This is a genomic window from Pantoea coffeiphila (assembly GCF_016909495.1).
GTDB lineage: Bacteria > Pseudomonadota > Gammaproteobacteria > Enterobacterales > Enterobacteriaceae > Erwinia > Erwinia coffeiphila.
In genome coordinates this window covers 1,149,337-1,175,283 of sequence record NZ_JAFBFW010000001.1, presented here as the reverse complement: position 1 = coordinate 1,175,283, position 25,947 = coordinate 1,149,337, and the positions used below count along the sequence as shown (strand labels likewise).

Sequence of the window (25,947 nt, the reverse complement as noted above, 5' to 3'; positions counted from 1 at the left end):
GTCATTAACACAGGAGAATAAAACATGAAAAAGTCCGTCGCTGCGCTGTCCCTCTCTATGCTGCTGGCTGCGCCCGGTATGGCCCTTGCCGCCGGTAAAAACCCGATCAGCGTGCATATCCTGAACCAGCAAACGGGGATGCCCGCCCCGCATGTAGCGGTAACGCTGGAGAAAAAACAGGGTGAGAAATGGACCGTGCTGAACACCGCCAGCACCGACGAAGATGGCCGCGTGGCGGCGCTGTGGCCGGAGAAACCGTTTGAAGCAGGTGACTATCGGGTGATCTTTAAAACCGGTAAATACTTCGCGGATCGCAAACAGGAAAGTTTCTTCCCGGAAATCCCGGTGGAGTTCCACATCAGCAACACGGCCACCACCTATCATGTTCCGCTGCTGCTGAGCCAGTATGGTTATTCGACTTATCGCGGGAGCTGAAAAACAAAAAGCCCGCTTAAGTTTCCTTAAGCGGGCTTCTCTAAATATGGCTCCTCTGACTGGACTCGAACCAGTGACATACGGATTAACAGTCCGCCGTTCTACCGACTGAACTACAGAGGAATCGTGTGAACGAGGCGCATATTAATCATCGCGCCCGGGTGTGTCAACGTGGAAAATCAATAAAATCAGCTAACTGCTGATGTTTGCAGCAAAATGCTGATTTCGTCGGCATTTATCTCAGCATCCCCCTCATTTTTACGCCATTTGCGCCTTCCCGGCGGGCAGCGGGTTACGCTTTGCCAAAGGCTCTAGTATTATCGGCGATGGGTGCGCTGAATCGATCCATCCCCTGGCGGGCCCGCAAACTCGGTGAATTTTTAAAGGATTACGGCAATGAAAGAAAGATTTCCGCAAGGCTTTATGTGGGGTGGCGCAACCGCTGCCAATCAGGTGGAAGGCGCATACGATAAGGACGGCAAAGGTCTGTCGATTGTCGATGCCATTCCCGGCGGCAAGGCGCGTCTGAGCATCGTTTCCTCGCCGGAGTTTGATTTCTCGCTGGATACCGAGCGCTATACCTACCCGAACCATAAAGGCATCGATCACTATCATCGTTACCGTGAAGATATCGCGCTGTTCGCGGAGATGGGCTTTAAATGCTATCGCTTCTCCATTGCCTGGACGCGCATCTACCCGAACGGGGTAGAGCAGCAGCCGAACGAGGCGGGTCTCAACCACTATCAGCAGGTCATCGACACCTGTATCGCCCACGGCATCGAGCCGGTGATCACCATTTCCCACTATGAAATGCCGCTGCACCTGGCCAACGCGTTCGGTGGCTGGCAGGGGCGTGAGGTGATCGGCCACTTCGAGCGCTTTGCCCGCACGGTGCTGGAGCGCTTTGGTCAGCAGGTGAAGTACTGGATGACCTTTAACGAGATCAACAGCGCCTTCCACTTCCCGATCATGAGCCAGGGCCTGACGGTGAAAACCGGCGCGCTGGAGCCGCAGGCCAAATTCCAGGCACTGCATAATCAGTTCGTTGCCAGCAGCCTGGCGGTGAAAATCGCCCATGAAACCAACCCGGAAATCAAAATTGGCTGCATGATCCTCTATGCAACAAGCTACGGCTTCGACTGCAACCCTGTGAACCAGCTGGCGGCGCTGAAAGAGCGTCAGTCTTCCGACTTCTACTGTGCCGACGTGCAGGTGGGCGGCAAATATCCGTACTACGCGAAAAGCCTGTGGCAGTCGCTGGGCGTAAAGCTGGATATCCAGCCGGGCGATCTGGACCTGCTGAAAGCGCACACCGTCGACTACATCGGCTTCAGCTACTACATGTCGCGCACTATCTACGCCACCAACCCGGAAGCCGCAGCGGCGCACGGCAACCTGCTGGGCGGCGCGCGTAACCCGTTCCTGGAAGCCAGCGACTGGGGCTGGGAGATCGACCCAACCGGCCTGCGCATCGCGCTGAACGAGCTGTACGACCGCTACGAGAAGCCGCTGTTTATCGTTGAAAACGGCCTGGGTGCGATAGATAAGCCGGATGAAAATCACTACGTCGCCGATGACTACCGCATTAACTATCTGCGCCAGCATATCAGCGCGATGGCGGAAGCGGTTGAGGACGGGGTCGATCTGATGGGCTACACGCCGTGGGGATGTATCGATCTGGTGAGTATGTCGACAGGGGAGATGAGCAAGCGCTACGGCATGATCTACGTCGATCTGGATGACAACATCAACGGCACCGGCGACCGCTACCGTAAAAAATCCTTCCACTGGTATAAGCAGGTCATCGCCACCAACGGTCAGGATCTCGGATAAAGACTCCGGCTGCCCCGCAGGGGGCAGCCTGTCTTAACGCTTAACGCCGAGCTACCCGGCGCGGGCTGAATCCGAAAGAAGCGCAACGTCTTTGTCTGAGCGCCGCCGCACGGGCTCGGCTGCCTCAGAAAGTGACGACCTAAGCTATCGCCGCGCGGTCGCGCAGGCTGGACCAGACAAACGCCACGATAAAGATCAGGCTGAACAGCACCACGATCGTCGGTGCGGGCGCGCTGTCGAGGAAAAACGACAGCCAGGTGCCGAGGAAGCAGACCGCCATCGACAGCAGCACGGCGAAAATCAGCACCGACGAGAAGCGGCGCATCAGCAGCAGAGCAATCGCCCCCGGCGCAATCAGCAGCGCAATCGACAGAATAATCCCCACCGCCGACAGCGTGGCCACGATGGTCATGGCGATCATGCACAGCAGGCCGTAGTGCAGCAGCGAGGTGTTAATCCCGCAGGCTTTCGCCTGATGCGGATCGAAAGCGTGTAGCAGTAAATCCTTCCACTTCACCAGCACAATCAGCGCAATCAGCGCGGCAATCCCGCCGGTCTGCAGCATATCCGACAGCCCAATCCCCAACATATCGCCGAACAGAATATGGTCGAGATGCACGTCAGATTCGATGGACAGATAGAGGATCAGTCCGAGAGCAAACATCCCTGAAAAAATAATGCCCATCACCGTATCGCGCTTGATGCGGCTGTTCTCCGCCACAAAGCCGGTGGCAAGCGCACAGAACAGCCCGGCGACGAACGCGCCAATCGCTACAGGAATACCGATGATGTAGGCCAGCACCACGCCGGGAAACACCGCGTGGCTCATCGCATCGCCCATCAGCGACCAGCCTTTTAACACCATAAAGCAGGAGAGCAGGGCGCAGGGGATCGCCACCAGCAACGAAATCGCCAGCGCGTTCTGCATAAAATCAAACTCAAACGGGCTGAGCAGCAGTTCGGTCAGGTTCATGGCTGTGCCTCCTGCGTTTGTCGGGCCAGGCGACGGCGCGCCAGCATCCCGTGTTTAGGAGCCCAGATAAACGCCAGCAGGAAGATTACCGTCTGTGCCACCACGATAATGCCGCCGGTTGCGCCGTCCAGATAGTAGCTGAGCCAGGCACCGAAAAAGCTGGTGATGCTGCCGATAGCCACCGCAATTATCAGCAGCCGTGGGAAGCGGTCGGTCAGCAGATAGGCGGTTGCACCCGGCGTCACCACCAGACAGATCACCAGAAACGCGCCGACGGTTTGCAGGGCGGCCACGGTCGAGGCGGAAAGCAGGGTGAAGAACAGCAGCTTCAGCCGGGCAGGATTCAGGCCGATCGAGCGGGCGTGGTTTTCGTCGAAAAAGGTCACCATCAGGTCTTTCCACTTAATCAGCAGGATCGCCAGCGAGGTGAGGCCGATAATCGCCAGCTGCAGGATATCGCCCGGCGCAATCGCCAGAATATTGCCCATCACGATGGTCTGAATATTCACCGAGGTGGGATTCAGCGACACCATAAACAGCCCGAGGCCGAAGAATGAGGAGAAGATCAGCCCGATAATCGCGTCCTCTTTCAGCCGGGTGCGCTGGTTAAGAAACAGCATTCCGGCCGCCGCCAGCCCGCCGGAAAAGAACGCGCCGAGGGCAAACGGCAGGCCGAGCATATAGGCACCCGCCACACCGGGAACGATGGAGTGGGATAGCGCATCGCCAATCAGCGACCAGCCTTTCAGCATTAAATAGCAGGAGAGAAACGCGCACACGCCGCCGACCAGCGCGGAGACCCACATCGCGTTGAGCATATACTCATAGTGGAACGGTTCCGCCAGCCAGCCCATTACGGATTCTCCCAGACGATATCGCGCAGCGCGCCGCTGAAGGCATTCTCCAGATTTTCGCGGGTGAAGGTGGTGGCGGTGGTGCCGCAGGCCAGCACCGTGCCCTTAATGATCACCGTGTGGTCGCAGTATTCGCTGACCGACGCCAGATTATGCGTTGACACCAGCAGGGTGCGCCCCTCATCGCGCAGCTCGTGCAGCAGGCTGATAATTTGCTGCTCGGTATTCACATCCACCCCGGTAAACGGCTCATCCAGCAGGATCACCCGGCCGCGCTGGGCAATGGCACGGGCCAGGAACACGCGCTTCTTCTGGCCGCCGGAAAGCTCACCGATCTGCCGGTGGCGATAGTCGGACATCCCCACCCGCGCCAGCGCGTCGGCGACGATATCGCGATCCTGCTGGCGGGCGATGCGCAGCATGCCCATATGGCCGTAGCGCCCCATCATCACCACATCTTCTACCAGCACCGGAAACGACCAGTCCACGTCCTCGGCCTGCGGCACGTAGGAAACCAGGTTCTGCTTCAGCGCCTGGCTGCCGGGGCGGCCAAGCAGGGTGATGCTGCCGGAAGAGAGCGGCACAAACCCCATAATTGCCTTAAACAGCGTCGATTTGCCGGAGCCGTTAATTCCCACCAGCGCGGCGATGCTGGCGGTGGGAATATCAAGCGTGGTGTTGCGCAGCGCGGTGTGGCCGTTGCGATAGGTCACGGTGACATCGCTCACGTGGATGCCGCCGGGCTGCTGAAGGGCACTGAGTTCGGTCATTTTGCTAACCCCTGCTGGATACCGCGCACGATGGTCTCGCTGGTCACCCGCAGTAAATCCAGATAGGTCGGCACCGGGCCGTCCTGCTGGCTGAGTGAATCCACGTAGAGCACGCCGCCGTAGTGGCTGCCGGTTTCACGCGCAACCTGGCGCGCGGCCTTGTCGGAGATGGTACTTTCGCTGAACACCGCCGGGATCTGATGCTGTTTCACCTGGTCAATCACCCGGCGAACCTGCTGCGGCGTACCCTGCTGATCGGCATTGATCGGCCACAGATACAGCTCTTTCAGGCCGTAGTCGCGGGTCAGATAGGAGAACGCGCCTTCGCTGCTCACCAGCCAGCGCTTGTCTTCCGGGATCTGTGCCAGTGCCTGCTGGGCCGGGGCAACGGTAGCGCTGATTTGCTGCTTGTAGCGTTCGGCGTTGCGCTGGTAGGTAGCGGCATTGGCCGGATCGTATTTCACCAGCGCATCGCGAATATTATCGACGTAGATCAGTGCGTTTTTCGCCGACATCCACGCGTGCGGGTTTGGTTTACCGCTGTAAGGGCCTTCGCTGATGCCCATCGGCTCCACGCCAGCGGAGACCACGACTTCCGGCACCCCTTTCAGATGGCGATAGAAGCGGCTGAACCAGCGCTCCAGGTTCAGGCCGTTGGCGAGGATCAGCTGTGCACCCTGCGCGCGTTTGATGTCGCCGGGCGTCGGCTGATATTCATGGATCTCCGCGCCTGGCTTGGTGATCGATGCCACCTCGGCGGCGTCTCCGGCCACGTTCTGCGCCATATCGGCAATCACCGTAAAGGTGGTGATCACGCGGAATTTCTCTGCGGCAGCGGCGGGCGTTAGCGGCAGCGCCGCCAGCAGGGCAACGCAGCACAATCCTTTAAACCAGTTCAGACGAGGCATCAATGTTCTCCTGTAAGAAAGTTACGCAAGGCAATTAGCTGATGCTATGAGTTATAGCACAGGCTATAACTCAGGGAGAACAATTTTCATTCACCATTTCAAAAAATTACAAATGGTGTGGATTACGACTGATAGCAAACTAGCCAACGATGGCTAACGCCTTCACTTCGAACGGGTATTCCGTCGTGCTGAGACGGGCACAAGCGTGGATGTTGCATTTTTAGCAGGGGTTTATTTCCTTTTTGCAACAATCATTTAACTTGATCTTGTCGGGGTATTCCCTATAAGATGCATTTCAAATGCAACTTATAGTTCGCATCAAAACGATACACTGACCTCACCTGCACTGAGTCACCTCAACAGGTTAAACACAAGGAAATTTGCTATGAGCCAGACTCTCAATTCCGACCAGCTGCTGTCCGCCCTCGATAAAGTGATGGTGATTTCCACCACCGATCTGCAGGGCACCATCACCTACGTCAACGACCTGTTCTGTCAGCTGACCGGCTACAGCCGCGAAGAACTGCTGGGGCAGCCGCATAGCATCGTGCGCCATCCGTCAGTACCAAAAGCCACCTACAAGGACATGTGGGACACCATCAAAGCGGGCAATATCTGGACCGGCATCATCCCTAACGTTGGTAAAGGCGGTGGCCTGTACGTGGTGGATACCACCGTGCAACCGCTGTACGACGAGCAGGGCGCTATCTCTTCTTACATCAGCATCCGCCGGGTGATTAACGACCTGATGACCGATTTTGAAGCGGTAGAGTTCTCTAAAGAGCAGTTCGACGAATTCTACGATAACTAAGACATCACTATGGCCGATCTCATCGAACGTATCGTTATTGGCTACGGTTCGGAATCGGGCGATGCCCGGGCGCTGGCACTGCGCCTGGGCGAGCAGCCTTTTCTGCAACCTTTCGCTCCGCAGGTTCTGGAGCTTAACCATCTCTTTCAGGCAGAGCCGCGTTCCGGCGATCTGCTGCTGATCGTCTCCAGCTCGTTTGGCGATGGCGAACCTCCGGCCAACGCGGAACAGTTTATTGACCAGCTGCAACACTATGCGGGGGCTGACGGCCTGCGCTACGCCATCTTTGGCCTTGGCGATACCGCCTATCCCAACTTTTGTGGCTTTACCAAAACGCTTGATGCGGCACTGGCCGAGCGCGGGGCGCACAGCGTGATTAACCGCGTGGATGCCGATGCCGCGTTTGAGGGCTTTTTCTCTCAGTGGCTGGCGGTGCTGGAAAAAGTGCTGAACGGTGATGAACAGGCGGGGCGCGATCTGCACCTGCAGGTGACCGCCTGGAGCGAAGATAACGCCTTTGCTGCGCCGATAATCGAACGCCGCCGACTCAGCGCCGAAGCGCCCTGTGCGTGGCATATCCGGCTGAATATTGCCGGCAGCGGCATCCACTATCGCGCCGGGGATACGCTGTATCTCCAGCCGGAAAATGACGCCGATCTGCTGGCCGCAATTGGCACCTGGCTTGGCCGCAGCGATGCTGCCGAGGCCCTGCGCCGCCGGGAACTGCGGCAGATAAGCAAAACCACCCTGCGCGAACTGGCGAAGCTTTCCGGCAGCGACGAGCTGAAGGCACTGCTGAAAATCAGCCAGCGCAAAACGCTGGAGGCGTACCTTTACGGCGCGGACCTGCTCGATGTGCTCGAAGATTTCTGCACGCCGCAGTCGGTGACGCTGGACGCGCTACTGGAGCTGCTGCCCGGCTGCCTGCCGCGCGCTTACTCTATCGCCTCGCGCCCCGATACGGAGATCGTCGATCTGTGCGTGCGTGAAGTGTGCTATGAACGCCGCAACCGGGCGCGCAAGGGTGTCGCCACCGGCTGGCTGCTGGGTGACAACGGTGCGATGCGCATATTCAGCCGTGCAAACCCGGGGTTCTGGCTGCCGAAAGACGAGCGTGCGCCGCTGCTGCTGATCGGCACCGGCACCGGTATTGCACCGCTGATCGGGCTGCTGCGAGAGCAGGCGATGGAGAGCGCGACGACGCGTGAAACCTGCCTGATCTTCGGTGAAAAGCGCCGCGAAGGGGATTTCCTCTACCGGGGCGAGCTGGAGGAGCTTGAGCAGCAGGGCACAATTGGCCAGCTGATTACCGCCTTCTCGCGCGACGGAGCCGGTAAGTACTACGTGCAGGATGCCATCGCCGATAACGCAGAACACATCAGCGCGATGCTACAGCGCGGCGCGCACGTTTATCTGTGCGGTAACAAGCAGCATCTGGAAGGCGCGGTGGAAAATGCGCTGACGGCGGTTTGCGGCTTAGCAGGCCAGGCTGAAGAGACGCTGTGGCAGCAGCTTGCACAGCAGGGACGGCTGCATCTGGAGCTTTATTAATCCCGCCAGGTTTGCTGCCAATGTTCGCTCCGGTTGCGGTTCTGGAGCGAACATCATCCGTTACCGTCGGTCTGCGCAGAAAACTCTATGCAATCAGATGATCGGTTCGACGATAGCACGGCAATCTCCGTCATTAAATCACCGTAATCTGCAATCGCGCCAGCAGCTGGCTCATCTCATCATCCAGGCTCTCTTCCACAATCAGCGTGCTTGCAATCTCAAGGCCGCCGATCGCAAAGGCCGAAGCGGAATTCAGTTTTTCCGGTGACGCCATCACCACGGTTTCAGCGGCACGTTCGGAAAGGGCGCGCTTCACGCAGGACTCTTCATAGTTCGCAGTGGTAAATCCGGCAGTGTGATGAATGCCCGTCACGCCCATAAAGAACAGGTCGGCATGAATGCGCCGGATGGATTCGATCATCGCCGCGCCGACCGTGACCAGCGAATGCTTATACAGCTGGCCGCCAATCAGAATCACTTCGGCCAGCGGGTGATTGACCATGCTGACCGCAATGCTCGGGCTGTGAGTGACCAGCGTAAACGGCAGCGTTTTGGGGATCATCTGGACCATCTCCCCGGTGGTGGTGCCCCCGTCAACAATCACAATATTTCCCGGTTGAATCAGGGCCGCCGCTTTCCGGGCGATAACTTTTTTTGCATGAGTTTGCACGTTTTTGCGCGTTTCAAATGGCGCAATCGCCGTGGAGACCGCCAGCGCACCACCGTGCACTCGCTGAAGCTTCCCCTCGGCTGCCAGCTCCCTGAGATCGCGGCGGATAGAGTCTTCAGAGATGGAAAATCGCTGGCTCAGTTCGCGGGAAATAACCTGCTTTTCATCAGCAAGGATGTCCAGAATAAGCTGTTTTCTCTGGCTGGAGAGCATAATTCTTCCTTCTTGTTTTTTCTTGATCTTGCACGATTATGCATGCTAGCGTGCCTGCTGTCATCTCTTCTGGGGAAAACCATGCAAACTGAACCGCTAAAAATCCGCAATATACGTGAACAGCTGCTGTCGGATAACTGGTACACGCTGAAAAAATTCACCTTTGAGCTGCAGCGCCGGGACGGGCAATGGCAGGAACAGAGCCGCGAAGCCTACGATCGCGGCAACGGCGCGGTCATCCTGCTGTACAACAAAGCGCGCCAAACGGTGGTGCTCACCCGCCAGTTCCGCTTCCCGATTTATATCAACGGCCATTCGGGATTTTTGATCGAGGCCGCCGCCGGGCTGCTGGATAACGCCTCTCCCGAAGAGCGAATTATGGCCGAGGCGGAAGAGGAAACCGGCTACAAAGTGGCTAACGTGGAGAAGGTGTTTGAAGCCTATATGAGCCCCGGTTCGGTGACCGAAAAGCTGTACTTCTTTATCGCTGAATATACCGAGCGCGACCGCAGCACCGGCGGCGGCGGGCTGGTCGAAGAGGGTGAGGATATTGAGGTGCTGGAGTGGCCCTTCACACAGGCTCTGGCCGCCATTCGCAGCGGGGAAATTCAGGATGCGAAAACCATTATGCTGATTCAGCATCTGGCGCTGAATTCGGTGTTGGTTCAGGACGGTTATGCGGCTGGATAATGCGGTGGGTAAGTGGGTAAGTGGGTAAGTGGGTAAGTGGGGAGATCGCAGGCTGGGAAACTCTTTCGTGGCCTGAATGTGTAAAAAAGTCATCGGCAAGAAATTAAAGAGTCATTGGAAGAAATTTGCGCAGCGCGAAACAGATGTTATGTTATTTTATAACCGTTCAGATTAAGCTTCAGTTTTTAAACTAAAACCGTTTCACCCAATGCCCGCAGTCGTTAAGACAGCCCGACAGCGCCCGGAATGCTTATTAGGGGTTCAGATGAAAATCAGTAAAATTATTGTGCTCTCTCTGACGGTGGCCTCGGCACAGGCTCTGGCCTTTCAGGCGAAAGAGACTCAAATTTCCGCTCCGTCGCAGGAGCAGTTAAAAACCGCTGAAAATGCGCTAATCGGCAACTTCTACAATCCGCATGGGGTGCGAGGCCAGGCCAGTGCCTTTGCCACCTGCGCCGCCGTCCCGGTCGCCGGATGCGGTTGCCCGTTCTGCACCCAGCTGCGCAGCCGGGCATAAGCCACAAGCCACGCCGCCGGGTTCTGCTCCGGCGGCGGAGCTTTTACCTGTTAATGCGTGTGTTCGTGGTTATGCGCGTGCTCATGGCTGTGATCGTGTTCATCGTGAGCGTGCCCGCCGCCGTGAACCTTGCCCGATCCACCCACCGCCACGATATTAAACGGCTGGCCAGCCACCGCGATCTCACCGGTTTCTTTAAACGCCACCGCATCCAGCACGTGGATTTTGCTTTTCAGCGGATCGGTCACGAAGATTTTGCTGTCCGCCACGGCAATGCGCGGGCGCGGATCGTTCCAGTGGCCGTCCATTGAGTAAGGTTCGGTGACCTTCACCGACTGGGTAATCTGCCCCTTCAGCACATCAATCTGATTCAGCTTGCCGTCTTCAGTAAACACGTAAGCGAATTTCGGCCGCACCGGATCAACGGCAAAATGCACGCGGCGGGTTGGCAGCTGTATCAGACGGAAACTGTCCGCTTCGGTCGGGTCAATCAGCACCAGGCGGTCCGGGCCGTAGTTGCCAATAAAGTACTGCATGCCCTTGCCGCCAATCAGCGTGGAGGTGCTGCCTTCCGGCAGTGATTTTGCGTAAGGCAGATGCTTAATCACCGGCGCATCGTCATTTTGCGTGATAAGCAGCAGGCCGGTAGCGCAGGAGAGGGCATAGATATTGCCCGAACCGGCAGAACCGTGCAGTCCCGGGCAGGCGGCATCTTCGCCGACTTTATTCCCTTTCAGATCGACCACCCGCGCGCCGATTGGGCGCTTAGTAGCATCTTCAGGATTCGGAATAGAAACCACCGCGTAACCATCGTACGGCACCGCTACGCCGTGATGCGCGGCCACAACACTCACTTTGGCCGCATCATTTTTACCCGCCAGCAGCGCATGCTCGGTCAGCAGCTGCGCGCTGTTTTCACCGTCAAACCACTGCGCAACCTTGCCCTGGCGTTCCACGAAGTGGCCGGGCTTTTTGCCGTCCAACTCAACTTTCAGCAGTTTTGCATCGTCGATATCGATATCGGCATGATCGCCGTGATCGTGGAAGGCAATACCGGAAGAAATCGCCGACACCACGTTGGCGCTGCCCTGAATCGCAAATACCACCGCGCCGCTCTCGGTGCGCGAAAGGCTGGCCGGCCCCTTGACGTTAAGCGTCGCCAGCTTATCGCCGTCCAGCGCATCAATCACATTAATCACCGGCTTATCGTGATCGGCGACAAACAGCCGCCAGGCGTTAACGTCGTCTTCAGCCTGTGCGGAACCCGCCGCGACACCCAGCAGCAGCGCGGAAATCGCCGCTGATAAAATGCGTTTTTTCATGCTTATCTCCATCTTTAACTATTTCCCAGAATAATGAGTCGGTTACTGCTTCCCGATGGCGGCGGCCGCAAGCGTTGTGGCGTTGTGTTCCATCATGGCGAGATAGGTGGCGGCAGGGCCATCGGCGGCGGAAAGTGCATCGGAGTAAAGCGTACCGGCAACGTGCAGCCCGGCTTCACTGGCGATCTGCTGCACCAGCCGCGGATTAGAAATGTTCTCAGCGAAAATGGCGGAGGCGCGGTGGGTTTTTATCTCCCGCAAAATTCCGGCTACGTCCGCCGCCGAGGCTTCAGACTCCGTGGATACGCCCTGCGGCGAAAGGAAGTGAATGCCGTAGGCCTCTTCGAAATAGCGGAAGGCATGATGCCCGACGACCACGGTGCGCCTCTCCGGCGGCACCTGCTGAATTGCGGCGGTGATTTTGCTATCCAGCACGCTCAGTTTTTCCGTATAGCGATCGGCGTTCTGCTGATAAAACGCGCAGTTATCCTTATCCGCGGCGCAGAACGCCTCGGTAATATTCTTCACGTAGACTTTCGCATTGGCGACGGACTGCCAGGCGTGCGGATCGAGCGGGGCGGCATGGAACACCGCTTTGCCATTGTTGAAGTGATAGTGCCCGCCTGCCGGATCGCGCAGGATCGTGGCGTCTTTGGTGGTTTCAATAACCGGCGCGGTGCTCTCGCTGGAGCGGATCAGCCGGGTCATAAAGCCTTCCAGCTTCAGGCCGTTAATCAGGATCACATCGGCTTTTGCCATTGCGATAGCGTCAGCCGGGGACGGTTCATAGACGTGCGCATCGCCGTTTGGTCCAACAATCGTGCGCAGCGTAATGCGGTCTTCACCAATGCTGTGCGCCATATCGCCAATAATTGAAAAACTGGCGATCACATTGATTTTGGCGTTTGCCTGCGCGGTAGCAAACAGCGACAGCATGGATGCCATCACCAGCGTTAACGCGGGCAGGCCGGGCTTCTTCATCACATCACTCTCCTGATTTTATCCCTGGCGGAAAGCCATAAAGGCATACAAAAATTTACATCATGAAACGTTATAACATAACAATTGATGATGCAAATGATTATTAATGCCGAGTTTCAGGTGAGGAAGTGAGTGAACGGCCGCTTTCAGGCGACGCGATGAAGAGTGTGGGTTTGGAGAAGTGTCAGAGACGAAACATGGGTAAAAAAGACAGGTTTCAGTAATCAATGGGTAGCCAACTAACCAGGGGGCTATCAGCTCATGCGGGAATAAATTCACAAGAAAATACAATAATCTACTAATACACTCCTGTCTTAAATCACAGCATACTTCACCACGGTGCTTGAGGCTTTTTGTCTGGTCTCATGCAAATGCGTCGGAGACAAAAAGCAGAAAGCCCCGAAGGTAATTTTTCAATCACCAACGAGGCCTACTGATCGTCCCAACAACGTGAATGTAGCCTCTTACCCGTCGAAAGACAAGGAGAACGGCTATGAGATTGCCACCCGCTGTTATTATCGTGTGTTTGCTAATTATCCGCATCACACTGTTAATATTTACCTGGCTGACGCGCGAAACGCTCTGCGAATTGCGCTGGAAGGAGGCAGATCGGGAGGTTGCTGCATTATTCATGGCTTACGAATCCGGTAAGTAGCGACCCGCGCGGGGGAATGATTCCCCCGCTAACGGGGTTCACGCAGGTTGTGACGGTATCCAAAAGCACTGCTTACGGGGTTATCAGTTAACGCTGATAGCCCCGTCCTTTATGCATCAGAAATACGAGAAGAAGGGCGACTGGCGAGAGGTGTGAAAATCCTTTACTCTTATCGGCCTCAATGCGGGTTGGAAATCCCTGCAAATTCAGTGGTGTAATCCAAAATGAAGAAGTTTTTTATTTCGCTGTTGTTTTTATTTTCATGTAATTCCTCTGCCTTAACCCTGAGTAACTGGGAATTCCAGAAACCGGGATCGTTTTGCCCACTGATGGGCTACGATATGTGCCTGATGGATGTGTACGAAGGTGACATCGTGAAGGGCGATGCGGATAAGATAGCGAGCCGGATCGAAAAGCTGGCGAAAATAGACCCCTCTACTCGAACCGGCATGATCCAGATCCAGTCCAACGGCGGCGATGTGGAAGAGGCAATGCGCATCGGCCGACTGCTGCGGAAAAACAAAATTCAGGTGCTGGTGCCGATGAATGCGCACTGCTATTCCTCCTGCGTGCTGCTGCTGGCGGGGGGCGTGGGCCGCTTTGCGGCAGGAGAAATCGGCATCCACTCCTTTTACAGCCTGAGTTCGCAAAAACCCGGTGCGGACTACGATCGCGAAGAACAACTTTATGCGGATACCGAAAAGTCGATCAGAACCTATCTGAGTGAAATGCGTGTGCCGGGCTACCTGATGGATGCGATGCTGCAGGTTCCTTCCTCCAGACTGGAAATACTCGAACTGGATAAGCTGCAAGAATATGGCCTGTTTAGTGTCGATCCGGTGTTTAATCAGTACTTGAAAGCGAATAATCTGGATAAGTAAGTGTCATGGTGGGCAGATATTCTGCCCGCCTTGGCTCTGATGAGCAGATGCCGAAATATCTGCTCTGATTACTCACGAGCCGCTTTTAAACGTGCCCTTAACCCCGTGCGGTTCCGAACGCAGATACTGCGGCGGAACGCTGACCTCGCCTTTGAGCGCGGCGGCGGCATGCCACGGCCAGCGCGGGTTATAGAGAATACCGCGCCCCAGCGCGATCAGGTCGGCATCGCCATCGGTCAGCGCGGCTTCGGCCTGATGCGGCTCGGTGATCAGCCCCACGCCAATCACCGGAATAGTGACCTGCTGGCGAATATCGCGCGCAAACGGCAGCTGATAGCCATCCCGTACGGTAATCGCCTGCGCGGTGGAAAGCCCGCCGCTGGAAATATGCAGATAGTCGCAGCGCAGCGCTTCCAGTTCCCGGCTGAAGACAATCGACTGCTGCACATCCCAGCCGCCCGCCACCCAGTCGGTGGCTGACAATCGTGCGCCCACCGCCACCGATGCCGGTACGGCTTCACGCACCGCGCGGAACACCTCAAGCGGGAAACGCAGGCGATTTTCCAGCGATCCGCCGTACTCATCTTCGCGCTGGTTGCTGAGCGGTGAGAGGAACTGGTGCAGCAGATAGCCGTGCGCCGCGTGCAGCTCAATCAGCTCGAAGCCCAGCCGCACCGCGCGCTCGGCGCTTTGAACAAACGCCTGCTTGAGTTCGCCAAGTTCCTCTTTGGTCAGCGCATGCGGAGGTGCATCGCCCTCGGCAAAGCGGGCCGCCGACGGCGCAACGGTTTGCCATCCTCCCTGTTCCTGACTCAGCTGGTGGCCGCCGTTCCACGGTGCGGCGCAGGAGGCTTTACGCCCGGCGTGGCCCAGCTGGATGCCGAGCCGAATCGGCGAATACGTGCGGATATCGCGCACCACCTCGGCCAGAGCCGCCTCGGTTGAATCATCCCACAGCCCTAAATCGGCGGGAGAGATGCGGCCTGCGGGTTCAACCGCCGTGGCCTCCAGAATCAGCAACCCGGCACCAGAAAGCGCTAAATGGCCGAGATGAATGCGGTGCCAGGCGGTGGCATGGCCGTTATCGGCAGAATACTGGCACATCGGCGCAATCACGATGCGGTTGTCCAGCGGCAGCTGGCCGATATGGACGGGGCTGAATAGTTGACTCATAACACTCTCCGTTGCAAAAGTTAAAATATACGCCGCTCAGCGCAAAGCGATACCCGACAGCAACGTTGTTTTACGCTTTGCGCAAAGCAACACTCAACAGCGCAGCCGTCAAACCTTCAGTGTTTTGGCACGCCCGATAGCGTAGGGTATGCCCTCAGTGCAAAGCCACGCCCAGCAGCACCGCCGTTTCACCCGCCACACGAATCCCTTGCTGCCCGGTCAGATGGCGATGCTGGCGGCGGCGCTCGCCCGGCAGGCGCAGATCGGCATCGCCGTGCAGATGCGTCACCAGGCTGGCGATGCGCTCGGCGAACGGCGTGGCGGTGCTGAACGCCGGATCGATAACGATAATCGTCTGCCCGGCGTTGGAACTGGCCGCGCCGGGATACTGCGCTGAGCGATCCTCAAAGCCGAAACGCCCGCCGGTCAGCGCGGCGGCCATCACCTCCACCATCAGCGCAATCCCCGAACCTTTGTGGCCGCCGAACGGCAGCAGCGTGCCGCCGTGCAGGACCGCAGTGGGATCGGTGGTGGGCTGGCCGGATTGATCCAGCCCGGTGCCCTCCGGCAGTAGCACGCCGCGCAGTGCATGTTGCTTGACCTCGCCCAGCGACATCGTGCTGGAGGCCTGATCCCAGCCCAGCACGCCGCCATTGCCATCGGGGAAGGCAAAGGCCATGGCGTTGGTGCCGACCAGCGGCCCCGGTGAGCCGTACACCGCCAGGCGCGGGCGCGAATTGACAAAGTTTAGTGCAACATAGCCGCGTTCGGCGTACTCCTCAATATCGGTCCACAGCGCGCCGATATGGTGTGCGTTGCGGATGCTCAACAGAGCGATACCGTAACGGGACAGCCGTTCTAGCACTGCCCGCTGCGCCAGCTGTGCGGCTGCCTGGGTAAAGCCATTGCCGCCGTCCGCCTGCACAAACGGCGACGGCTGCGCGTCAATCACCGGCTGTGCATCGGCCGTAATCCATCCCGCCCGTATCGAGGCCAGATAGTCCGGCAGGCGCATCAGGCCGTGGCTCAGCGTGCCGTCGCGCTCGGCAATGGCAATACGCTGAGCCAGTATCCCGGCGATGGTGGAAGGAATACCTGCGGCGGCCAGTACCGCCTGTATACGTTCATGCAGCTGTTCAAAAGAGAGAGTAACGCTCATCGGGCGCTCCTTTTATTCGTCGGTAAAGCGGCACAGGCTGAACGGCGACCGCGCGGCAGAATCATCAGCACTGGCGATCAGATCGCTCACCCACCGCGCGGTCGCTGGCGCGCCGGACATGCCGTAATGGCCGTGGCCGAAGGCGCAAATCAGGTTCGCGGCGGCGGGATGGCGATCGATATAGGGCAGCGAGTCCGGTGTTGACGGGCGATGCCCGTACCACTGCGACAGGCGTACCCGGGGATAGCGCGGAAAGCGCTGGCGAAAATAGCGCTCCAGCCGGTCATAGCAGTCGCGGCGGGCGGGGCTGCCCGGATGGGCGTATTCAGCGAAGCCGCTGACCCGAATGCCGCCGGACATTTCCGTTATCACGCATTTATGGCTGGCATCGTGCAGTACGCAGGGTGTGAAACCGTCCTGCTGCGAGTCGGCAAACAGCGGGCGGCTGCGTTCCAGCATAATGTGATAGCCGCGCTCGGCGATCAGCGGAATAGGCAGACTGCTGGTGGGGAGCAGGGCGGTGGAAGCGTGGCCCGCAGCCAGAATGTAGTGGTCCGCGTGCAGCCTGCCTCCGTCCCCGGTCAGGCTGCGGATACGTCCCTCGCTGACCGCCAGCCGCTCGGCGCGGTAGCGCTGCCAGCGGCCTCCGGCGGCGATAAATTTTTGCCGTAGCGCCTCCAGCAGTGCGGCCGGATCGCGTACGGCAGCGGTGTGGTCAACGGCGGTAAAAATGGCTCTTTCGGCCGCGATCTCCGGGAAACAGCGGGCAATAGTTGCAGGGGGGATAAGGCGTGTCGCCACGCCAACCTGCTCCCGCAGCCGGGTGGCCAGCGAGGCCATCACCGCCTCTGCGCGAGTGGATTCATGGCGGGAAACGGTGCTGCCGGGGCGAAACAGCGGCGTCCAGGCCCCTTCACCCAGCAGCTCACGCCAGCCCTCAATGGCCTGATGATGCAGCCTGTGCAGCCCATCGCGGCTGCGCAGAAGCTGTGCCTCGTTGGCCATCTTCAGGCTAAGCCGCAGCCAGCGCAGGGCGTCAGGCAGCGCATGCGGCCTGACGATCACGCTCTTCCTGTCGCCGAACAGCAGGGCGGGCAGCTGACGCCAGAAGCCGGGCGTCGCCATGGGCACCACCGCATTCGGCCCGACCATCCCCGCATTGCCAAATGAGGCACCCGCGCCGGGGCGACGGGCATCCAGCAGCAGCACCGAATGCCCCTCACGCTGAAGCCGGAGTGCGGTGGCGCAGCCAATCACCCCGGAACCCATTACGATGCAGTTCGTACTCATGTCGTCGGCAGCGTGAAGGTGGTGTGGCTGGCGAGAAAGCGCTGGGTATGCGGCAAAGAAGGGTGGAGCAGGATCTCATCCGGCGTGCCCTGCTCGTAGATCGTGCCGTCGCGCAGAAAGACGATGCGGTCGGCAACGTGCCAGGCAAAGCCCAGCTCGTGGGTCACAATCGCCATGGTCATGCCCTCATCGCGCAGTCCCTTGATGGTGTTCAGCACCTCGCCGACCAGTTCCGGGTCCAGTGCCGAAGTCGCCTCGTCAAACAGCATCAGCTCCGGCTTCATCGCCAGCGCCCGCGCAATCGCCACGCGCTGCTGCTGACCGCCGGAGAGCTGGGTCGGCAGCGACGTGGCTTTATCCGCCAGCCCGACCTTGGCAAGATAGTGTTCTGCGATGCTTTTCGCCTCGCTGGCGCTGCGGCGCAGAATATGGGTCTGCGCCACGGTGATATTGCGCTCCACGGTCAGGTGCGGAAACAGGTTAAACTGCTGAAACACCATGCCGGTTTTCTCGCGCAGCGCCTGCAAATCACGGTCGTCGTAGCGCCGCGCACCGTCGCGTGCGGGCTTACCCAGCGGCTGGCCGTTGAGGATAATCTCGCCGCGATCGGGCGTTTCCAGCAGATTCATGCAGCGCAGCAGGGTACTTTTCCCGGAGCCGCTGGCCCCGAGGATTACCACCACTTCACCTTTTTCAATGCGCAGATCGATGCCGCGCAGCACCGGCTGCCCGCCGAACGATTTGTGGATATTGCGTAATTCAATCATAACGACCTCGATTTGGCGGGGGCATAGCGGGCCTCAATCAGCCACGCCAGCGCGCTTAACAGCAGGATAAACACCATAATGATGCCCGCTACGGCGGTGTAGGTTTCCACCGGGCGATATTCGCTGTCGCTGATCATCCGCGCCTGGCTCAGCAGCTCAGGGAAGGCGATAGTCGCCGCTACCGCGCTGATTTTGACGATCTCAATCACCTCGTTAACCAGCGCGGGCAGGCTGTGGCGCAGCGCCTGCGGCAGCATCAGCACCGCAAACGCCCGGCGGCGGGAAAAGCCCAGCATGCTGGCGGCTTCCCACTGCCCGGCAGGCAGTTTTTGCAGGCTCCCGCGCAAAATCTCGCAGAAGTAGGCGGCGGTATACAGGCTGAACGCCAGCCAGGCGGTCAGAAAGCGGCTCACCTGCATTCCGGTGTACAGCGGCAGGGCGTAGAAGAACCAGAACAGCACGATCAGCGCGGGCAGATTGCGCAGCAGATTAACGTAGATCTGCCCCACTGCGCGCACAAGCGGGCGTGGGGACAGCCGCAGCAGCGCCAGCAGGGTGCCGAGCAGGAAACCGCTAATCATAATCGCCAGCGACAGCTGTACGGTGTTGAGCAATCCTTCCCACAGCACCGCGCGGTAGTTGAGCAGGAAATGAAAATTCAGGCTGTAGTTCATCGGCGCGCCTCCTGCTGCCAGCGGCGTTCAAGCCCGCGTGCCGCCAGGCTGATCATCGCCAGCAGTACGAAGAACAGCCCCCCGAGCAGGGTGAAGGTTTCCAGCGGGCGGAAGGTTTGCGACGAAATCCGCCCGGCGTTATACACCACCTCGCTGAAGCCGATCACCGACGCCAGGGTGGTGGTTTTGATCAGATCGATCAGCCGGTTCATAAACGCGGGCATCACGTGGCGCAGCGCCTGCGGCAGCACAATCAGCCGAAAGCGCGTCCATCCGCGCATATTGAGCGCGGCGGCGGCTTCCCACTGGCCGCGATCGACGCCCTGAATCCCGGCCCGGAACACCTCGCAGAAGAAGGCGGCGGCCTGCAGGCTGATGGCCAGCACGGCGGAGGTCAGCGGCGCGGGGCTGAAGGCAAACAGAATCGGAGCGGCAAAGAAAAACCAGTAAATCAGCACGATGGCCGGGGCGGAGCGGAAAAAGGCCACGTAAAGCCCGGCAAAAGCGCGGAGCAGCACCGACGGCGACAGGCGCAGCACCGCCAGCAGCAGGCCGAGGGGGATGGCGGCCAGCAGTGACCAGGCCACTAACAGCAGCGTACCCTCCAGCCCTTCCAGCAGCAGCGGCAGCAGCCGGAAAACCTGGGAGAAGTCCCATTGATAATGCATAACGTCCTCAGTGACTTCAGGCGAAGGGGGCGGGCGCTGAACGCCCGCCGGAAACGGATCGCATTACGCGGATTCGCGCTGTACCGGGATCACGCTTTTCGGATCGATGCCGCGGAACTTCAGGAAGGTTTCATAGAACTGCTGCGATTTGCCGGTGTAGTAGAAGTAGCCCGCGCAGGTGTTCAGGTAGTTCAGCCAGCGGGAGTCGTTCTCCTGGCGCACCGCAATGCCGCCGGGAATATAGACCTTCGGCGCGGGTACCAGGGTTTTGCCGCTGCCGATACGCGCACGCGCCAGGTCGGCAGCCACGGCGGAAATCAACCCGGCGTTAATGCGCCCGGCCTGGAAAGCGGCAAAAATTTCCGCACTGCTCTGGAAGCGGCTGATGTTGGCCTTCGGTGCCTCCTTGGTGATGAACTCATCCCAGGTGGTGCCAAGGCCGACGCCGATAGTAAAGCTCGGGTCGTTGATCTGCTGCCAGTTTTCAATTTTGGCATCGTCCTTCGCCAGCAGCGCCAGCGGATACCACAGCAGCGGAGTGGGGATAAAGTTCACCGACAGCGCGCGGGCCGGGGTGGCATCCAGCAGCACGAAGGTATCAAACTGCCCGGTTTGCAGCCCGGCCACGGCGTTTGCCCAGGTGGTTTCCACAATCTCCAGCTGCACGTTCATCGCATCCGCCACCGCTTTGGCGAAGCTGATGCCGACGCCGCGCCAGGTCACGCCGTTGCTGACTACCGCGCCCGGCAGGTCCGAGCCGCTGCTGTCTTTAAAGTACCAGGGCTCCATCACCGGTGCGCCAATGCGCAGGATTTTAGTTTTCTGGATGCGGTCCCAGGTGCTGTCGCCGGGGTTCAGCGGCTGCGGGGCCGATTCGGCGGTGGCAATCAGCGGCAGGCTGGCGGCGGCAAAGGCCAGCGGCATGGCGGTAAGAAGCTCGCGACGGTTCATGATGGTGTTCTCCTGGTGAAGTAATAAAAAAGTTAAACGCTGATTTTGCTATAGATTTTCTTAACCAGCCCGGTGCTGTGCCAGGCATTGCTGACGCCACGGTTGACCGCCACGCCCTGGCCCGGCCCGTAGACGAAGGATTCCCCCAGCGCGTTGCTCAGCTCGATTTCTCCCTGCACCGGATACATCAACTCGTAGTCGCCAAAGGCGGCCAGGCGACGGGTATAGGGCGTTGCCTGCCAGATCCCCACGCTGAATTTTCCGTCGGCGCTGAGGTACAGCACGCGGCGATGCACCGTCGGGCGTTCGGCGGAGCTAATCAGATCGGCGGCAGGCCCGTCGATGAGATCCAACTCCACGTCGGCGTCCACTTTGAACGGCTGCGCAGTGGCAGGACCGGCAGCGAGCGAAAACGGCGGCGCATCGCTATGGCCGTCAGCAATCGCCTCCGGCTGATAGGCGCTGAACCACACCCGGGTGCCCGCTTCGCTGTGTAGCGCAAACTGTGCACCGCGTGGGATCACCAGACTATCCTCGGCGTTAGCGGTAATCTCATCGCCGTTGCTCAGCCGCAGCGTCAGCCGCCCGCCGATAACAATCAGCCACAGATCGGCATCAAAAGTGTCGATCTGCTGAGAAAATGCCCGCAGATACGCGACACCGGAATAAACGCCGTGCTGCTCGTTTTTGCTGTAGTAAAAGGCACGCTCGATCAGCAGATCGTCATCAAGCTGCGGTCGGCCATCAAGCCAGCTGTGGAAAAAATCGCGGCGCTGCTCGTCGCGGTGGTAGGTAATAATTGGATACATAGCAATCTCTGGTGTTAAGGATGAAGTGAAGAAGGCTCGCGGCCGTAGCGGGCATCGTTCAGACGATCCTCCAGCCGGTAGCGAGCGGTAAGGGAACTGACCAGCGGACGGTGGACGGCGTGGAACCAAAGAGGCCGGACGTCGGTCAGCGGATGCACCAGCCGATCTTCCTCTTCACCCCGCGCCAGCGCCGCCAGATCGCGCCCCATCAGCGTACCGATGGCGACGCCGCGCCCGCTGAAGCCGTAAGCAGCCAGCACGCCGGGAGCCAGCCGGTGCAGGCGCGGGTAGTGATCGACGGTCATATCCACCCAGCCCGCCCAGTGATACGCCCAGTTCAGCGTGGTGAGCTGCGGGAACATCATTTGCAGCCGTCGGGTTGCAGCGTTAAGCCAGCCGTCGGCGTGGTGGCGAAACAGCGGGCCGTCCAGACCCACATGCAGACGGCCATCGGGCCAGATGCGCACCCCGGAAAACATCCGGCGGGTATCATTCAGCGGCTGGCCGCCGGGCAGGATCTGGCTGAGTATCTCCGGTGCCAGCGGCTGGCTGACGGCCTGATAGGCTCGCACCGGGATGATTTCACGCTGGGTTTGTTGGCCCAGCAGATCGCCGGTAAAGGCACCGGTAGCAAACACCACCTGGCCCGCCGTCACGCTGCCGTGAGGGGTGGCAACACGCCAGCCGCTGCCCGACTTTTGTAGTGAAGTAAAAGGTGACTGCGTGTAGATCTCTGCGCCTGCCTGCCCGGCGGCCCGCGCCAGTCCGCGCGCGTAGCCAAGAGGATTCAGCGCGCCGCCGCGTTCATCCAGCAGCGCGCTGCGATAGCGCTGGCTGCCGGTAAACTGCTGTGTTTCAGCGGCATCCAGCAGGCGAACCGGATAGCCGCGCCGCTGAAGATCCTGCGCCGTAGTGCGCACCCACTGTTCCTTCGCCGGATTATGCGCGGCGATAAGATTGCCGCTGCGCACCGCGTCGCAGCGGATGTCGTGCTGTTTTACCAGATTGAACACCACGTCCGGTGCGGTTTCGGCCGCGCGGTTAATACGTGCGGCGATTTCAGGCGGGAAATCCTTCTCTATTTGCGCGGGCATAAACTTGGCGGCAGCGGCGACCTGTCCCCATGCACGGCCGGAAGCGCCCCAGCCGATTTCCCGCGCTTCCAGCAGCACCGTGCGCACGCCGCTTTCCGCCAGGCTCAGCGCACAGGAAAGGCCGGTAAAGCCACCGCCGATCACCACGACATCAGCGTCACTATCGCCATGCAGCTTCGGCCAGGCGATCGCCGGTTCAGCACGCTGGGACAGATAAGCGGAAAGGGGTCCGGCGGTTTCTAAGAAAAGTTCAGCAGATTGAGGCATGGGTTGTTAACCGATCTAAAACCCAGACTATAGGGATTAACGGCAGGCAGCAGAAACGACAAAGCCTGCTTTGCTTATGCAGCCAGCGTATTTGGCCTGGCGAACCGGCATCGCGGCCAGCAGCGGGTCAGTAGAGAAAAAGGTGGGGTCTTTATTCGTTGTGACGCCGGGCGTTGAGGCTGAAAATAGCAACGAATTATTCGCTGTGCCGATTCGATTCAGCGCTTGGGAAATAAATTCCTTCAAACTTCCACATTAACGGTCAGGTAATTTCGACTAATGGCGGCAATGAATAAAAGGATATATCTCATCGTACCACTTAAGGCTGTAAATAATATTCCCTGCTAACTTGTTGAATTATTTCCGCGTCTTTTGTTGTTATTTTTATCCACGCAAAAAGTGTTATTAAAATAAATAAAACATCGATTGCATAAAAAAGTGTGATCTTTATCACACATAAAGAATGCTAACGGTTATTGTCGTTGTTTTGTCAATTTTGGTAATGATATAACAAAAACCGCATAAGGGAGTGTAAAGGGATCTCCTTTATACATCAGATTGTTGATCGATTTTTCAGACTGTGAAGGCTTTTTCACAGCCTGCGGTAAGAGATTCTTAAAAAAGATAACATAAGAATAATTTGTTATTTTTATGTAAAATTAGCCCTTACAGAGCCTGTGGGACAGTTTGCATAACAGAAAGAGTCAATCGTGGGTCACGGCCATGCCGGTGATCTTTTGTTGGCTATAAATAAATTTTTTTTCGTGACTGAATTTACCCTGATGATGATGGGTTTATTATTGCAAGGCAGTTGGCAGCGCTATAATCATTATAATTTACACTGGAATGTACCGTGAGCAGATTCAGGTTTTTTAAAAGCCTTTACCTCATGGAGTATTACGATGAGATTTCATCGCAAAACTATCTTTGTCGCATTAAGCGCCGCGTCATTTATGGCAGGTGCGGCATCAACCGACAAAAAAACCGATAACGAAACCAAACCGGGCGAACTGCCCACCATTACCGTCACCGCAGAAAAAGTGGCTAAAGGCGAACAGCAAACGCCAATTAGCATGTATACGCTGACGGATTTTGATATTGAACGACGCAAAATCGACAATATCTATGACGTTTCGACCTACATACCGAACTTCTACATGACCAAAGCGGGCAACACGTCCGACGCGGGATTCTTCACCATTCGCGGCCTGACGCCGGGCATGGAAGGCGAACAGGCCGTAGGCTTCTTCGTTGATGGCGTATACAGCGCGCTGTTCGACGCCGAACTGCTGGATGTTGACCGGGTCGAGGTGCTGCGCGGGCCGCAGGCCACGCTCTACGGCCGCAACACCGAAGCGGGCGTGCTTAACGTCATCACCAAAGATCCTGACACCGTGCCGGAATACAAAGTCGGCCTTTCCTACGGCAGCTACAACCGTACCCAGGCCGACGCGCTGGCGGGCGGAGCAATCGGCGACAGCGAAGACTGGTCATACCGTACCGCGCTGAAATATGTCTACGGCGATGGCTACTTCAAACGCGAATCCGACGGCGCGAAAGATGTTGACCGCATCCGCGACTTCTACGGCCGCGTCAAGCTGCGCTGGCAGCCGATGGACGGCAACTGGGACGTGATCTCCACCTTTGAGTCGCAGAACAAGCGCGACGGCAACTCGCCGTTCGTTAACTGGAACGACATCAAAAGCGGCCGTAAATACGTGAAGTCTGACTACGGCGGCCAGGCCGACGTCGACGTATGGAAAGCGCAGATGAAGGCGGTGTACTCGTGGGATACCATCGATTTCACCTCGATCAGCGCCTACAACCACGATAAAAAAATCGACAACGAGGACCTCGACTTCACCAACGTCGACGAAGCCAAACTGTTGATGGATCGTGAAACGCGCTACTTCTCGCAGGAATTCCGCCTGAACTCCACCGATCAGGGGCCGTTCAACTGGCTGCTGGGCACCTACTTCCTGCACCAGGACGATAACAACACCATCGCCTATCGCTACAACTCCTACGACTACTTCCAGTCAGGCAACACGCAGATCAAAACCGACAACTACGCGGTGTTTGGTAATGCGGGCTACTACGTGCTGGATAACGTCGAGCTGGTGGCGGGTGTGCGCTACGACTACGACAAAAAACGCCTGCACTACACCTCAACCGGCACCATGATGGGCTATCCGACCGGCGACGGCGAAGATAACAACGATCGTTCGTTCGATGCCTGGCTGCCGAAGGCCGGAGTGAACTGGTACGTCACGCCGGAAGCGATGCTGTACGCCAGCATCTCCAAAGGCTACAAGAGCGGCGGCTTTAACACCCTTGGCCCGAACATGGCCCGCTCTTACGATGCCGAACACACCACCAACTATGAAGTGGGTCTGAAATCCGACTGGTTCGATCACAGCGTTCGCTGGAACACCTCACTGTTCTGGATCGACATGAAAAACCAGCAGACCGAAGTCACCTTCTACCCGGACTCCTACACCGCCAACAGCGGCAAATCGGTCAGCCGTGGGGTGGAAACCGACCTGACCTGGCAGGCGACCGACGCACTGCGTCTGGCGGCCAACGCGGGCTATACCGATGCCAAATTTAAAGACTTCCCGACCGAAGTCGATAACGGCACCGGCACCTACGTTTCCACCAACTACAAAGACAAGCGTCCGGCGAATGCGCCAGCCTATAACTACGGCTTCAGCGCGGACTACAACTTCGCCAACGGCTTCTTTGTACGCACCGACTATAACGTCACCGGCAGCATCTACTTCGATAACGCCAACACCAAAAAACAGTCGGCTTACGGCCTGCTTAACCTGTTTGCGGGTTACACCACCAACGAGTACGACATCACGGCCTACGTGAAAAACGTCACCAACGAAACCTACGTCACTCGCGCGTTCAATATGAACGGTGACTGGTATGCCCGCGCAGGGGAACCGGTCAACTTCGGCGTCAGCGTTAACTACAAGTTCTGATGTAAGCGGAACCTCAGGTGGCTGCGTGCAGCCACCTTTTC

At 58.2% G+C, this 25,947-nt stretch carries 26 protein-coding genes and 1 tRNA gene; 9 read left to right on the top strand and 18 right to left on the bottom strand.

The window, feature by feature from the left end; translation table 11 throughout:
- The first annotated feature begins 24 nt into the window (after positions 1 to 24).
- Positions 25 to 435 (top strand): hydroxyisourate hydrolase, encoded by a 411-nt coding sequence (uraH, locus tag JOE09_RS05395; protein WP_205065018.1) that lies wholly within the window; start codon positions 25 to 27, stop codon positions 433 to 435.
- Between the two features lie 47 nt (positions 436 to 482).
- Here the strand turns inward: uraH and JOE09_RS05390 are convergent.
- A tRNA-Asn gene (locus JOE09_RS05390) sits at positions 483 to 558 on the bottom strand.
- Between the two features lie 273 nt (positions 559 to 831).
- Here JOE09_RS05390 and JOE09_RS05385 point away from each other — a divergent pair.
- Entirely contained in the window at positions 832 to 2,268 is a 1,437-nt protein-coding gene (locus JOE09_RS05385; RefSeq protein WP_205065017.1) for a glycoside hydrolase family 1 protein, read from the top strand.
- 139 nt (positions 2,269 to 2,407) lie between these two features.
- Here JOE09_RS05385 and JOE09_RS05380 read toward each other — a convergent pair whose 3' ends face one another.
- The 4 genes from JOE09_RS05380 to JOE09_RS05365 are packed head-to-tail and all read right to left on the bottom strand — an operon-like array spanning position 2,408 to position 5,773.
- Positions 2,408 to 3,241, bottom strand: coding sequence for a metal ABC transporter permease (locus JOE09_RS05380; protein ID WP_205065016.1), 834 nt, complete (start codon positions 3,239 to 3,241; stop codon positions 2,408 to 2,410).
- On the bottom strand, positions 3,238 to 4,095 hold the full coding sequence (gene sitC / locus JOE09_RS05375) for an iron/manganese ABC transporter permease subunit SitC (RefSeq protein WP_205065015.1): 858 nt from the start codon (positions 4,093 to 4,095) through the stop codon (positions 3,238 to 3,240). Before sitC ends, JOE09_RS05380 begins: the two co-directional genes overlap by 4 nt.
- Positions 4,095 to 4,865, bottom strand: coding sequence for a manganese/iron ABC transporter ATP-binding protein (locus JOE09_RS05370; protein WP_205065014.1), 771 nt, complete (start codon positions 4,863 to 4,865; stop codon positions 4,095 to 4,097). Before JOE09_RS05370 ends, sitC begins: the two co-directional genes overlap by 1 nt.
- Positions 4,862 to 5,773, bottom strand: coding sequence for a metal ABC transporter substrate-binding protein (locus JOE09_RS05365; protein ID WP_205065013.1), 912 nt, complete (start codon positions 5,771 to 5,773; stop codon positions 4,862 to 4,864). Before JOE09_RS05365 ends, JOE09_RS05370 begins: the two co-directional genes overlap by 4 nt.
- Before the next feature lie 385 nt (positions 5,774 to 6,158).
- Between JOE09_RS05365 and JOE09_RS05360 the strand changes: the two genes are divergently transcribed.
- Together JOE09_RS05360 and JOE09_RS05355 are read left to right on the top strand one after the other, a co-directional pair.
- A complete protein-coding gene (locus JOE09_RS05360) occupies positions 6,159 to 6,584 on the top strand; it encodes a PAS domain-containing protein (protein ID WP_105592681.1) in 426 nt (141 codons plus the stop codon).
- A gap of 9 nt (positions 6,585 to 6,593) precedes the next feature.
- Entirely contained in the window at positions 6,594 to 8,135 is a 1,542-nt protein-coding gene (locus JOE09_RS05355; protein WP_205065012.1) for a flavodoxin domain-containing protein, read from the top strand.
- 133 nt (positions 8,136 to 8,268) lie between these two features.
- Here JOE09_RS05355 and JOE09_RS05350 read toward each other — a convergent pair whose 3' ends face one another.
- On the bottom strand, positions 8,269 to 9,018 hold the full coding sequence (locus JOE09_RS05350; RefSeq protein WP_205065011.1) for a DeoR/GlpR family DNA-binding transcription regulator: 750 nt from the start codon (positions 9,016 to 9,018) through the stop codon (positions 8,269 to 8,271).
- A gap of 81 nt (positions 9,019 to 9,099) precedes the next feature.
- On the opposite strand from JOE09_RS05350, the gene JOE09_RS05345 reads away from it, so the two are divergent.
- Together JOE09_RS05345 and JOE09_RS05340 are read left to right on the top strand one after the other, a co-directional pair.
- Positions 9,100 to 9,708, top strand: a complete 609-nt coding sequence (locus JOE09_RS05345) for an NUDIX domain-containing protein (protein WP_239552923.1) — start codon at positions 9,100 to 9,102, stop codon at positions 9,706 to 9,708.
- Between the two features lie 265 nt (positions 9,709 to 9,973).
- The gene (locus tag JOE09_RS05340) at positions 9,974 to 10,225 is read left to right on the top strand and encodes a hypothetical protein (RefSeq protein WP_205065009.1); all 252 of its coding nucleotides are present in this window, start codon (positions 9,974 to 9,976) and stop codon (positions 10,223 to 10,225) included.
- A 50-nt stretch (positions 10,226 to 10,275) separates the two neighbouring features.
- Here JOE09_RS05340 and aztD read toward each other — a convergent pair whose 3' ends face one another.
- Both aztD and aztC read right to left on the bottom strand, forming a co-directional pair.
- Complete coding sequence (gene aztD, locus JOE09_RS05335) at positions 10,276 to 11,547, bottom strand: zinc metallochaperone AztD (protein ID WP_205065008.1); 1,272 nt, start codon at positions 11,545 to 11,547, stop codon at positions 10,276 to 10,278.
- 42 nt (positions 11,548 to 11,589) lie between these two features.
- Entirely contained in the window at positions 11,590 to 12,528 is a 939-nt protein-coding gene (gene aztC, locus JOE09_RS05330) for a zinc ABC transporter substrate-binding protein AztC (protein ID WP_205065127.1), read from the bottom strand.
- Between the two features lie 493 nt (positions 12,529 to 13,021).
- Here aztC and JOE09_RS05325 point away from each other — a divergent pair, with 493 nt between their 5' ends.
- The gene (locus tag JOE09_RS05325) at positions 13,022 to 13,183 is read left to right on the top strand and encodes a type I toxin-antitoxin system Hok family toxin (RefSeq protein WP_205065007.1); all 162 of its coding nucleotides are present in this window, start codon (positions 13,022 to 13,024) and stop codon (positions 13,181 to 13,183) included.
- A gap of 224 nt (positions 13,184 to 13,407) precedes the next feature.
- Complete coding sequence (locus tag JOE09_RS05320; protein WP_205065006.1) at positions 13,408 to 14,064, top strand: COG3904 family protein; 657 nt, start codon at positions 13,408 to 13,410, stop codon at positions 14,062 to 14,064.
- Positions 14,065 to 14,136: 72 nt separating this feature from the next.
- Here the strand turns inward: JOE09_RS05320 and JOE09_RS05315 are convergent, their stop codons facing one another.
- The 10 genes from JOE09_RS05315 to JOE09_RS05270 all read right to left on the bottom strand — a co-directional run bounded on the left by JOE09_RS05315 (position 14,137) and on the right by JOE09_RS05270 (position 23,162).
- Positions 14,137 to 15,237: an NADH:flavin oxidoreductase/NADH oxidase gene (locus tag JOE09_RS05315; RefSeq protein ID WP_205065005.1), complete on the bottom strand. Its 1,101-nt coding sequence runs from the start codon at positions 15,235 to 15,237 to the stop codon at positions 14,137 to 14,139.
- Positions 15,238 to 15,391: 154 nt separating this feature from the next.
- On the bottom strand, positions 15,392 to 16,396 hold the full coding sequence (locus JOE09_RS05310) for an Ldh family oxidoreductase (protein WP_205065004.1): 1,005 nt from the start codon (positions 16,394 to 16,396) through the stop codon (positions 15,392 to 15,394).
- Positions 16,397 to 16,408: 12 nt separating this feature from the next.
- Positions 16,409 to 17,686: an NAD(P)/FAD-dependent oxidoreductase gene (locus JOE09_RS05305; protein WP_205065003.1), complete on the bottom strand. Its 1,278-nt coding sequence runs from the start codon at positions 17,684 to 17,686 to the stop codon at positions 16,409 to 16,411.
- Positions 17,683 to 18,453 carry an amino acid ABC transporter ATP-binding protein gene (locus JOE09_RS05300; protein WP_205065002.1) on the bottom strand — a complete coding sequence of 257 codons (771 nt, stop codon included), beginning with the start codon at positions 18,451 to 18,453 and terminating at the stop codon, positions 17,683 to 17,685. The genes JOE09_RS05305 and JOE09_RS05300 overlap by 4 nt, the downstream gene beginning before the upstream one ends.
- Positions 18,450 to 19,127, bottom strand: a complete 678-nt coding sequence (locus JOE09_RS05295; protein ID WP_205065001.1) for an amino acid ABC transporter permease — start codon at positions 19,125 to 19,127, stop codon at positions 18,450 to 18,452. Before JOE09_RS05295 ends, JOE09_RS05300 begins: the two co-directional genes overlap by 4 nt.
- A complete protein-coding gene (locus JOE09_RS05290) occupies positions 19,124 to 19,795 on the bottom strand; it encodes an amino acid ABC transporter permease (RefSeq protein ID WP_205065000.1) in 672 nt (223 codons plus the stop codon). Before JOE09_RS05290 ends, JOE09_RS05295 begins: the two co-directional genes overlap by 4 nt.
- Positions 19,796 to 19,858: 63 nt before the next feature.
- On the bottom strand, positions 19,859 to 20,746 hold the full coding sequence (locus JOE09_RS05285) for a transporter substrate-binding domain-containing protein (protein ID WP_205064999.1): 888 nt from the start codon (positions 20,744 to 20,746) through the stop codon (positions 19,859 to 19,861).
- A 32-nt stretch (positions 20,747 to 20,778) separates the two neighbouring features.
- A complete protein-coding gene (locus tag JOE09_RS05280) occupies positions 20,779 to 21,555 on the bottom strand; it encodes a cupin domain-containing protein (RefSeq protein WP_205064998.1) in 777 nt (258 codons plus the stop codon).
- Positions 21,556 to 21,569: 14 nt separating this feature from the next.
- Positions 21,570 to 22,916 (bottom strand): NAD(P)/FAD-dependent oxidoreductase, encoded by a 1,347-nt coding sequence (locus JOE09_RS05275; protein WP_205064997.1) that lies wholly within the window; start codon positions 22,914 to 22,916, stop codon positions 21,570 to 21,572.
- Between the two features lie 36 nt (positions 22,917 to 22,952).
- Entirely contained in the window at positions 22,953 to 23,162 is a 210-nt protein-coding gene (locus tag JOE09_RS05270) for a hypothetical protein (protein ID WP_205064996.1), read from the bottom strand.
- A 656-nt stretch (positions 23,163 to 23,818) separates the two neighbouring features.
- On the opposite strand from JOE09_RS05270, the gene JOE09_RS05265 reads away from it, so the two are divergent.
- On the top strand, positions 23,819 to 25,906 hold the full coding sequence (locus tag JOE09_RS05265; RefSeq protein ID WP_200560731.1) for a TonB-dependent receptor: 2,088 nt from the start codon (positions 23,819 to 23,821) through the stop codon (positions 25,904 to 25,906).
- The last annotated feature ends 41 nt before the right edge of the window (positions 25,907 to 25,947 follow it).

Bases quoted from the DNA above. Each gene is read 5' to 3' on its own strand.
- uraH (WP_205065018.1), top strand. From the start codon at position 25: ATGAAAAAGTCCGTCGCTGCGCTGTCCCTCTCTATGCTGCTGGCTGCG.
- JOE09_RS05385 (WP_205065017.1), top strand. From the start codon at position 832: ATGAAAGAAAGATTTCCGCAAGGCTTTATGTGGGGTGGCGCAACCGCT.
- JOE09_RS05380 (WP_205065016.1), bottom strand. From the start codon at position 3,241: ATGAACCTGACCGAACTGCTGCTCAGCCCGTTTGAGTTTGATTTTATG.
- sitC (WP_205065015.1), bottom strand. From the start codon at position 4,095: ATGGGCTGGCTGGCGGAACCGTTCCACTATGAGTATATGCTCAACGCG.
- JOE09_RS05370 (WP_205065014.1), bottom strand. From the start codon at position 4,865: ATGACCGAACTCAGTGCCCTTCAGCAGCCCGGCGGCATCCACGTGAGC.
- JOE09_RS05365 (WP_205065013.1), bottom strand. From the start codon at position 5,773: ATGCCTCGTCTGAACTGGTTTAAAGGATTGTGCTGCGTTGCCCTGCTG.
- JOE09_RS05360 (WP_105592681.1), top strand. From the start codon at position 6,159: ATGAGCCAGACTCTCAATTCCGACCAGCTGCTGTCCGCCCTCGATAAA.
- JOE09_RS05355 (WP_205065012.1), top strand. From the start codon at position 6,594: ATGGCCGATCTCATCGAACGTATCGTTATTGGCTACGGTTCGGAATCG.
- JOE09_RS05350 (WP_205065011.1), bottom strand. From the start codon at position 9,018: ATGCTCTCCAGCCAGAGAAAACAGCTTATTCTGGACATCCTTGCTGAT.
- JOE09_RS05345 (WP_239552923.1), top strand. From the start codon at position 9,100: ATGCAAACTGAACCGCTAAAAATCCGCAATATACGTGAACAGCTGCTG.
- JOE09_RS05340 (WP_205065009.1), top strand. From the start codon at position 9,974: ATGAAAATCAGTAAAATTATTGTGCTCTCTCTGACGGTGGCCTCGGCA.
- aztD (WP_205065008.1), bottom strand. From the start codon at position 11,547: ATGAAAAAACGCATTTTATCAGCGGCGATTTCCGCGCTGCTGCTGGGT.
- aztC (WP_205065127.1), bottom strand. From the start codon at position 12,528: ATGAAGAAGCCCGGCCTGCCCGCGTTAACGCTGGTGATGGCATCCATG.
- JOE09_RS05325 (WP_205065007.1), top strand. From the start codon at position 13,022: ATGAGATTGCCACCCGCTGTTATTATCGTGTGTTTGCTAATTATCCGC.
- JOE09_RS05320 (WP_205065006.1), top strand. From the start codon at position 13,408: ATGAAGAAGTTTTTTATTTCGCTGTTGTTTTTATTTTCATGTAATTCC.
- JOE09_RS05315 (WP_205065005.1), bottom strand. From the start codon at position 15,237: ATGAGTCAACTATTCAGCCCCGTCCATATCGGCCAGCTGCCGCTGGAC.
- JOE09_RS05310 (WP_205065004.1), bottom strand. From the start codon at position 16,396: ATGAGCGTTACTCTCTCTTTTGAACAGCTGCATGAACGTATACAGGCG.
- JOE09_RS05305 (WP_205065003.1), bottom strand. From the start codon at position 17,686: ATGAGTACGAACTGCATCGTAATGGGTTCCGGGGTGATTGGCTGCGCC.
- JOE09_RS05300 (WP_205065002.1), bottom strand. From the start codon at position 18,453: ATGATTGAATTACGCAATATCCACAAATCGTTCGGCGGGCAGCCGGTG.
- JOE09_RS05295 (WP_205065001.1), bottom strand. From the start codon at position 19,127: ATGAACTACAGCCTGAATTTTCATTTCCTGCTCAACTACCGCGCGGTG.
- JOE09_RS05290 (WP_205065000.1), bottom strand. From the start codon at position 19,795: ATGCATTATCAATGGGACTTCTCCCAGGTTTTCCGGCTGCTGCCGCTG.
- JOE09_RS05285 (WP_205064999.1), bottom strand. From the start codon at position 20,746: ATGAACCGTCGCGAGCTTCTTACCGCCATGCCGCTGGCCTTTGCCGCC.
- JOE09_RS05280 (WP_205064998.1), bottom strand. From the start codon at position 21,555: ATGTATCCAATTATTACCTACCACCGCGACGAGCAGCGCCGCGATTTT.
- JOE09_RS05275 (WP_205064997.1), bottom strand. From the start codon at position 22,916: ATGCCTCAATCTGCTGAACTTTTCTTAGAAACCGCCGGACCCCTTTCC.
- JOE09_RS05265 (WP_200560731.1), top strand. From the start codon at position 23,819: ATGAGATTTCATCGCAAAACTATCTTTGTCGCATTAAGCGCCGCGTCA.